Below are 7775 nucleotides of genomic sequence, written 5' to 3'. Positions count from 1 at the left end.
CTATAGCTTACTGTAATCATTTAAAAATAAAAAAGATTACACTTAAATTGCTAACATGACTTATTTGTTTAATTGAGCTGAGTGTTTGATATCCAGCTAGCTTTAAACGCTAAAAAATACTTAAAAGCTGCGAAATATCTATATAAAGTGGTTAATAGAGCATAGTTGATTTGGTATAACGGTAAAACTGCGTTAAAGTTTGCAATGAAATTATTAGAGGATAAATACGAAACGATGTCGGAAATTCAATTTTTAAATGTAGATCTTGAGCTTGAATCAAAGCAAGATATTAGTTTGCTAGTGGCAGACTTGAAAAAAGTCGCGACGATTTTACATTATGACAAAGACGAATACCGTCAATTAGCGCGTATTGAAGCAACAGGTGTAGTAAACACGCCTGACAAAGCAATAAACCATATATGTGAGCTTATTGAATCGTGTTCGCGTAACGCGCTAAAGCAATGGTTAAGCTGTTCACGTAGAACGTTTGATATTGGTTTTGAATCAGGCACTTCCCCTAAGTGCTTTAATCAAGCCTTAGATGCAGATACATTACTACGTATATCTGCGATTGGTGCGGGTATGGAAATTACAATTTACCCAATCGAAAAGTAACTATCTTCGCTCTACGACTGCTGCGGTCATTTTTGATACGCAGCACAGCTCATTGCGGCTATTTGTAATTTTTATTTCCCACACTGAACTACGTTTGCCAATATGAAACGCTCTTGCCGTTGCTGTTAAAGTGCCGTTGCGAGATGCTTTTAAATGACTTGCGCTAATTTCCTGCCCCACGCAGTAAAATTTTGTAAAATCGACAACAAAGTTAGCTGCATAGCTGGCAACTGTTTCGGCAAGTACAACGTTAGCACCGCCGTGAACCATTCCCATTGGGTTATGATGCTCAGGAATTGCCGGCATAGTGGCTACTAAGTAATCATCACCAATTTCAGTGACTTCTATTCCCATGGTTTTCATTAATGTTCCTTGGCCATCAATGCCTTGTTCTAACTGCTTGCACAGCTCTAAAGTGATGGGCTGGTACCAAATACTCATAATGACTCCTTTGCTTTTTTAATCATTTATAAACCTAGCGTTAGTTATATCCCTAAAATGTACACAAGTGAAATTACTTTGGCTATTTTAAGGCTTAATTTAAATTTGCGATTTTTATTTAACTGTATATACTCACAGTTAAATGTACTGTATGGAAAACCAGTTGTATGCGACCATTAACGAACCGCCAAGCTCAAATACTCGAACTAATTAAAGTTTTTATTAAAGACACTGGTATGCCTCCTACACGTGCTGAAATAGCGCAAACATTAGGTTTTAAAAGTGCCAATGCTGCTGAAGAACATTTAAAAGCACTTGCTAAAAAAGGCGCAATTAAAATGAAACCAGGTGCAAGCCGTGGTATTCAGTTAATTGAAGAAGAAGAGCCAGAACAATTAGGTTTACCGCTTATAGGGCGTGTTGCTGCTGGTTCACCTATTTTGGCGCAAGAGCACGTTGAAAGTCACTGCAAAATCGATCCATTAATGTTTAAACCGGCTGCAGATTTTTTACTACGCGTTAACGGTATGAGCATGAAAGATATTGGTATTATGGATGGTGATTTACTTGCTGTACATCGTACTCAAACCGCTGAAAACGGGCAAGTTGTTGTTGCCCGCCTAGACGAAGACGTAACTGTAAAACGTCTTGAGAAAGCGGGTCGTAAAGTATTACTTCATGCTGAAAACGACGATTTTGAATCTATTGAAGTAGATCTTGAGAATGAGTCTTTTAATATTGAAGGCTTAGCCGTTGGCGTTATAAGAAACGCTGATTGGATGTGACTTTAAAAATAGCTTTTAAACAAGCAGTTTTATAAATGCGTACTAATTAGTACGCATTTTCTGTTTTAAATTCGCACTAAAAATAGGGCATAAATAGCTCACTGACAATTTAAGCTGTAAACTTTTTTGCACTTATATTTTCCCCCTCCGAATGCGTTAAACCCCTTTGTTTTGCTCATCTTTTGAACTTCCTGTTACCTAGTTGGTTACTGATTTTTTATTAATTACTCAATATCACCTGATTGTTTTTTATACTAAAACTTGCTTGTTGTTCATTTTTTAGCTAATTATTAATGTGCTGAGCTAATAATAACTCACAGCTTTTTAGTTTTGAGAACACACAATATACACAAACCCGTTGTTGGCGCAGCAAAACCAATCAATATTAAATGAGATTGACTAAAAAAATAAAAATAACGAATTGGCGTTTAAGCCGTATGCCTCTTCGCTTTGCATTCGCAATAGCATCAAAGGAGCCGTCACATGGGTAAACTGACCTCTACCTTGTGGCTTATATTATGTGTTTTTTCGCACCCAGTTTTGGCTAACAGCCAATACAATATGCGCAAAGGCGTAACCGATATAAGCAATAATGTATATCAGCTGCACATGACCATATTTATAATATGTTGTGTGATTGGGGTGATAGTGTTCGCAATTATGTTTTGGGCACTTATTCATCACCGTAAATCTAAAGGGGCTGTACCTGCCCAATTTCACGAAAGCACTAAAGTAGAAATACTTTGGACTGCAATCCCGTTTGTTATTTTAATTGCTATGGCAGTACCAGCCACTAAAACCCTAATTGCAATGGAAGATGCCAGCAAAGCTGATCTCACTATTAAAATTACAGGCTCGCAATGGAAATGGCATTATGAATATATGGGTGAAGATGTAGAGTTCTACTCTATTTTATCTACCCCGCAAGATGAAATAGCGAATCTTGCAGATAAAAATCCTAACTACTTACTTGAGGTTGATAAACCTCTCGTACTGCCAATAAATCAAAAAGTACGATTTTTAATGACTTCTGACGATGTTATTCACTCTTGGTGGGTACCTGATTTTGCAGTTAAAAAAGATGCGAATCCCGGCTTTATAAACGAAACATGGACGAACATAAACGAAGAAGGTACTTACCGAGGCCAATGTGCTGAGTTGTGTGGTAAAGATCATGGCTTTATGCCCGTTGTGGTGGTCGCTAAATCTGAGGCTGATTTTAAAACGTGGCTTGCAGATGCAAAGCAAGCTAAACAAAAAGCAGCATTAGCAGATGCCGCATTACTTGATAAAACCCTCCCAAAAGAAGAATTAATGACTTTAGGCGAACAAGTATATATGGCCAATTGTGCTGCATGTCATCAGCCTACTGGCATGGGGTTACCGGGTGTATTTCCTGCACTTAAAGGCAGCCCTATAGTGCTTGGCGATATAAAAGATCACATTGATGTAGTTATCCATGGGCGACCCGGTACGGCAATGCAAGCATTTGCCAAACAGTTATCTATAAAGCAATTAGCAGCGGTTATTACTTATAAACGTAATGCGTGGGGTAATGATACGGGTGATGTTATTCAACCGAGTCAAATACAGGCAGCACTTGATGCCAAAGTGGAGGCGAACTAATGAGTAGCATAGTAGAACAATCTAACGCCAATGAAGCTCATCATGCTCATCACCCAGCTAAAGGTTTTAAACGCTGGCTTTACACAACTAATCATAAAGATATAGGTAGTTTATATTTAATTTTTTCGCTGACCATGTTCTTAATTGGTGGTGGAATGGCCATGGTGATCAGAGCTGAATTATTTCAACCAGGTTTACAGTTGGTCGATCCTCACTTTTTTAATCAAATGACCACAGTGCATGGTTTAATTATGGTGTTTGGTGCGGTTATGCCGGCCTTTACAGGCCTTGCTAACTGGATGATACCACTCATGATTGGCGCGCCAGATATGGCATTGCCAAGAATGAATAACTGGAGCTTTTGGATTTTACCGTTTGCGTTTTTAATCCTATTGGCATCGTTATTTATGCCTGGTGGGGGTCCTGCATTTGGTTGGACTTTTTATGCACCACTGTCTACAACATACAGTAATGATAATACTGCATTGTTTGTATTTGCCGTACATATTATGGGGATTAGTTCAATAATGGGCGCAATCAATGTGATTGTAACCATAGTGAACTTACGTGCCCCAGGCATGACATGGATGAAGTTGCCCTTATTTGTATGGACGTGGTTAATTACTGCCTTTTTATTAATAGCGGTAATGCCAGTGCTTGCAGGAGCTGTCACTATGGTACTTACCGATAAGTATTTTGCGACCAGCTTTTTTGATGCCGCAGGCGGTGGCGACCCGGTGATGTTCCAACACATTTTTTGGTTTTTTGGTCATCCCGAAGTATACATAATGATTCTTCCTGCCTTTGGCATTATATCTACAATAGTACCTACCTTTTCTCGTAAAAAACTTTTTGGCTATGCCTCAATGGTATACGCCACATCCTCCATAGCACTATTGAGCTTTATTGTATGGGCTCATCATATGTTTACCACTGGGATGCCGGTCGCTGGCGAGTTGTTTTTTATGTACGCGACCATGCTTATATCGGTACCTACAGGAGTAAAAGTATTTAATTGGGTTGCCACAATGTGGAAAGGCTCAATAACTTTTGAAGTGCCAATGCTTTTTAGTATTGCGTTTATTGTGCTGTTTACCTTAGGTGGCTTTTCGGGTTTGATGCTGGCAATTACACCTGCTGACTTTCAGTACCACGATACTTATTTTGTAGTGGCGCATTTTCATTATGTATTAGTAACAGGGGCTGTGTTTTCGATAATGGCAGGTGCTTATTATTGGCTACCCAAATGGACAGGCAACATGTTTAATATCACGCTAGCTAAATGGCATTTTTGGCTATCGCTGGTGAGTGTGAACGTACTGTTTTTTCCTATGCATTTTGTAGGGCTTGCCGGTATGCCGCGTCGAATTCCCGATTATGCACTTCAATTTGCCGACTTTAACGCAATCATAAGTATTGGTGGATTTGCCTTTGGTTTATCGCAATTGTTGTTTGTAGCTGTGGTAATTAAATGCGCGCGTGGCGGTGATAAAGTGCCTGCAAAAGTATGGGAAGGGGCAGAAGGGCTTGAGTGGGAAGTTGACTCTCCAGCGCCATATCATACTTTTTCTACGCCGCCGGTAATTAAGTAATGACACACGCACCGCTACTCAAACGTTTGGTACTTATTTGCATAGGCATGTTTGCCTTTGCCTTTGCTTTAGTACCTTTGTATGACGTGTTTTGTGATGTAACAGGGCTTAATGGAAAACCTTCGCTTGAGCAAGCAGAGCAAAGTACACAAATAGTACAAAACCGAGAAGTCGGCGTTAGCTTTACTACTCACGCACAAAGTGGTGCACCGTTTGAAGTTAAATCAAAAGAATACAGTGTAGTGGTAAAACCCGGTGCAATGCGTGAAGTAATGTTTAGTGCTAAAAATAACAGCAACCTAGATAAAGTAATGCAGGCTGTACCATCAGTCTCGCCAGGTAAAGCGGCAAAGTATTTACACAAAATAGCCTGTTTTTGCTTTGATCAGCAACCTCTAAAAGCAGGGGAAGAACTTGAATTTAAATTACTTTTTTATGTTGATACCGCACTGCCGAGCGATATTGAAGAATTAACTTTATCTTATACCGTATTTGATATTAGTGAACAGCTGGTGGCAAGTAACAACTAGCTTTTTAAACTAGTGTGAAACTAGGAGTAAATAAAATGAATCAAGAATATGAGCATTATTACGTACCTGAGCAAAGCCCATGGCCTATTGTAGGTGCTGTTGCATTGTTTTTTATTGCAGTAGGGGCAGGCTTGACTGTTATGAGTGTAGGTAAAGAAGGTGGTAGCGGGGTTTATCTGCTTTATGCCGGTATTGCTGTACTTGTGTATATGTTGTTTAGCTGGTTTAAAAATGTAATTAATGAATCGGACCAAGGTTTGTACTCAGCACAAATGGATCGCTCTTTTAGACAAGGTATGAGCTGGTTTATTTTTTCTGAAGTTATGTTTTTTATGGCCTTTTTTGGTGCGCTTTTTTATGCACGCGTATTGTCGGTACCTTGGCTTGGAGGCGCAGGCAATAATGCAATGACTAACGAGGTTTTATGGCCAACTTTCGAAGCTGTTTGGCCGCTAGTTTCAACACCTGCTGGTGAAACTACTCAAGCTATGGGCTGGCAAGGCTTACCGCTTATAAATACCTTAATACTGCTTACTTCCTCAGTTACTTTACATTTTGCCCACGTAGCGATGGAAAACAATAAACGCACTCCACTTAAAGTTTTTTTAGGCGCTACTATTTTATTGGGCGTTTGCTTTTTAGGGCTGCAAGTTGAGGAGTACATGCATGCATATAATGACCTTAACCTAACGCTAGATGAGGGCATTTACGGTAATACGTTCTTTTTATTGACTGGTTTTCATGGCATGCATGTAACGTTAGGAACCGTACTTTTATTTGTAATATTTTTACGGATATTAAAAGGGCACTTTACTAAAGATAAGCATTTTGCTTTTCAAGCAGCTGCTTGGTATTGGCACTTTGTTGATGTGGTGTGGCTGTGTTTGTTTGTATTTGTATATGTGCTGTAGCGTTTATTGGCGAATTATTTGCTTTAATAAAACCAAGTTTAAGCGCTGCAATAACAACAACTAAAACAACGACCGAAAACAATACGCGACGACCTAAAAAGTGAGACATAGGTCGTCCCCCAGTTTTCCCTGACACCATAATAAACAATGCTCTAAATAAGTTAAAAAGTATAAATATTAACAACAGTACGATAATAATTTTAATAATCACTGAGTTGACCCTTTATGCAGTTAGTTTTATGGCACAAACAAAAGCTTAGTTCACTAATCACACTTTGTATGGTTGTGGTTGTTGTACTTGTGTGTGTGCGACTAGGATTTTGGCAGTTGGAGCGGGGTGAGCAAAAACAGCAGCAACTAACCGCTATTGCTAAGCAACAGACTCGTGGTGTGATGAGTTGGTCTCAATTACATAACCTGCCTGATAGCTGGAACAAAACAGGTGTATTGGTTGAGTTAAAAGGGCGGTTTGTACAAAACCAATATTGGCTTTTAGATAATCAAGTTTATAACGGACAAGTAGGGTACGACCTACTTGCTTTACTAAAGCCAGCCAGCGAAGAAAAAGTGATTTTAGTTAATTTAGGATGGGTAAAAGCGCCTATATCTAGAGATACACTGCCAAAGGTTACTTTGCCTACAGGTGTTTTTATTCTTAAAGCGCAAATAAAAGAAAATAACCTAAGTAGCTTTACGCTTGAAGATAAAACTATAAATAACGACTTACCTACAAGAATCCAATCTATCGACTTGAATATGCTGAACACTCAAAGCCAGCAATCATTAATTAATTTTATGGCTTACAGACAAGGTACTGGTGATGAGATTGCAACACCTCATTATGAGGCAGTTGTTATGAGCCCTCAAAAGCATAATGCCTACGCTGTGCAATGGTTTTTAATTGCTATTGCATGTGCTGTTGTGGCTATTTTTGCGAGTAAAAAAAGGACACATAATGAAAAATAACCCCCTTGTGTTGTTTGTGGGCTGCTGCGCTATCCCATTAATTTTGGCATATGGCGCATTAAAGTTTGATTGGTTGCCTACTGCAATTACTAATAATGGCGAGTTTTTAAGCCAAGAAATAAAACTTAAAAATTGGCCGCAAAATAATCCCAAGCAATGGACTATCGCACTTAATTATTCAAACGAATGTAACACCCCATGCAGCGAACAACTCAATGCACTTAATAATTTATATGTGGCACTTGGTAAAAACCAAGGCAAGGTTGATATGGCTGTAATGGGAAGTCCCGACAATAAAAACCTACCATG

General features: G+C 39.0%; 9 protein-coding genes and 1 pseudogene. 8 read left to right on the top strand and 2 right to left on the bottom strand.

The features are described 5' to 3' along the window. Positions 1-234 precede the first annotated feature (234 nt). The gene (locus GQR46_RS13050; RefSeq protein WP_008138697.1) at positions 235-615 is read left to right on the top strand and encodes a hypothetical protein; all 381 of its coding nucleotides are present in this window, start codon (positions 235-237) and stop codon (positions 613-615) included. Here the strand turns inward: GQR46_RS13050 and GQR46_RS13045 are convergent, their stop codons facing one another. Further along, positions 616-1056 carry a PaaI family thioesterase gene (locus GQR46_RS13045; RefSeq protein WP_007584940.1) on the bottom strand — a complete coding sequence of 147 codons (441 nt, stop codon included), beginning with the start codon at positions 1054-1056 and terminating at the stop codon, positions 616-618. It abuts the gene before it with no gap. A gap of 167 nt (positions 1057-1223) precedes the next feature. Between GQR46_RS13045 and lexA the strand changes: the two genes are divergently transcribed. The 5 genes from lexA to GQR46_RS13020 all read left to right on the top strand — a co-directional run bounded on the left by lexA (position 1224) and on the right by GQR46_RS13020 (position 6500). After that, positions 1224-1841: a transcriptional repressor LexA gene (gene lexA / locus GQR46_RS13040; protein ID WP_007584941.1), complete on the top strand. Its 618-nt coding sequence runs from the start codon at positions 1224-1226 to the stop codon at positions 1839-1841. A 483-nt stretch (positions 1842-2324) separates the two neighbouring features. Continuing rightward, complete coding sequence (coxB, locus tag GQR46_RS13035; RefSeq protein ID WP_024594300.1) at positions 2325-3467, top strand: cytochrome c oxidase subunit II; 1143 nt, start codon at positions 2325-2327, stop codon at positions 3465-3467. Further along, positions 3467-5059 carry a cytochrome c oxidase subunit I gene (ctaD, locus tag GQR46_RS13030; protein WP_165729067.1) on the top strand — a complete coding sequence of 531 codons (1593 nt, stop codon included), beginning with the start codon at positions 3467-3469 and terminating at the stop codon, positions 5057-5059. The genes coxB and ctaD overlap by 1 nt, the downstream gene beginning before the upstream one ends. After that, positions 5059-5589 carry a cytochrome c oxidase assembly protein gene (locus GQR46_RS13025; protein WP_002959612.1) on the top strand — a complete coding sequence of 177 codons (531 nt, stop codon included), beginning with the start codon at positions 5059-5061 and terminating at the stop codon, positions 5587-5589. Before ctaD ends, GQR46_RS13025 begins: the two co-directional genes overlap by 1 nt. Positions 5590-5624: 35 nt before the next feature. After that, positions 5625-6500: a cytochrome c oxidase subunit 3 gene (locus GQR46_RS13020; RefSeq protein WP_165741168.1), complete on the top strand. Its 876-nt coding sequence runs from the start codon at positions 5625-5627 to the stop codon at positions 6498-6500. Here the strand turns inward: GQR46_RS13020 and GQR46_RS20820 are convergent. Beyond that, complete coding sequence (locus GQR46_RS20820) at positions 6403-6711, bottom strand: DUF2909 family protein (protein ID WP_076916441.1); 309 nt, start codon at positions 6709-6711, stop codon at positions 6403-6405. The two genes, GQR46_RS13020 and GQR46_RS20820, sit on opposite strands and share 98 nt — an antisense overlap. 14 nt (positions 6712-6725) lie before the next feature. Between GQR46_RS20820 and GQR46_RS13010 the strand changes: the two genes are divergently transcribed. Together GQR46_RS13010 and GQR46_RS13005 are read left to right on the top strand one after the other, a co-directional pair. Next, positions 6726-7466 carry an SURF1 family protein gene (locus GQR46_RS13010; protein WP_165741167.1) on the top strand — a complete coding sequence of 247 codons (741 nt, stop codon included), beginning with the start codon at positions 6726-6728 and terminating at the stop codon, positions 7464-7466. Then, positions 7456-7775, top strand: a pseudogene (locus tag GQR46_RS13005) (transmembrane cytochrome oxidase associated protein); the annotation flags it as partial. The gene GQR46_RS13010 and the pseudogene GQR46_RS13005, both read left to right, overlap by 11 nt.

The sequence above is a fragment of the Pseudoalteromonas sp. Z1A6 genome (genome assembly GCF_011378745.1).
GTDB lineage: Bacteria > Pseudomonadota > Gammaproteobacteria > Enterobacterales > Alteromonadaceae > Pseudoalteromonas > Pseudoalteromonas arctica.
This window is presented reverse-complemented; position numbering and strand designations above follow the sequence as displayed.

Bases quoted from the DNA above. Each gene is read 5' to 3' on its own strand.
- GQR46_RS13050 (WP_008138697.1), top strand. From the start codon at position 235: ATGTCGGAAATTCAATTTTTAAATGTAGATCTTGAGCTTGAATCAAAG.
- lexA (WP_007584941.1), top strand. From the start codon at position 1,224: ATGCGACCATTAACGAACCGCCAAGCTCAAATACTCGAACTAATTAAA.
- ctaD (WP_165729067.1), top strand. From the start codon at position 3,467: ATGAGTAGCATAGTAGAACAATCTAACGCCAATGAAGCTCATCATGCT.
- GQR46_RS13020 (WP_165741168.1), top strand. From the start codon at position 5,625: ATGAATCAAGAATATGAGCATTATTACGTACCTGAGCAAAGCCCATGG.
- GQR46_RS13045 (WP_007584940.1), bottom strand. From the start codon at position 1,056: ATGAGTATTTGGTACCAGCCCATCACTTTAGAGCTGTGCAAGCAGTTA.
- GQR46_RS13010 (WP_165741167.1), top strand. From the start codon at position 6,726: ATGCAGTTAGTTTTATGGCACAAACAAAAGCTTAGTTCACTAATCACA.
- coxB (WP_024594300.1), top strand. From the start codon at position 2,325: ATGGGTAAACTGACCTCTACCTTGTGGCTTATATTATGTGTTTTTTCG.
- GQR46_RS13025 (WP_002959612.1), top strand. From the start codon at position 5,059: ATGACACACGCACCGCTACTCAAACGTTTGGTACTTATTTGCATAGGC.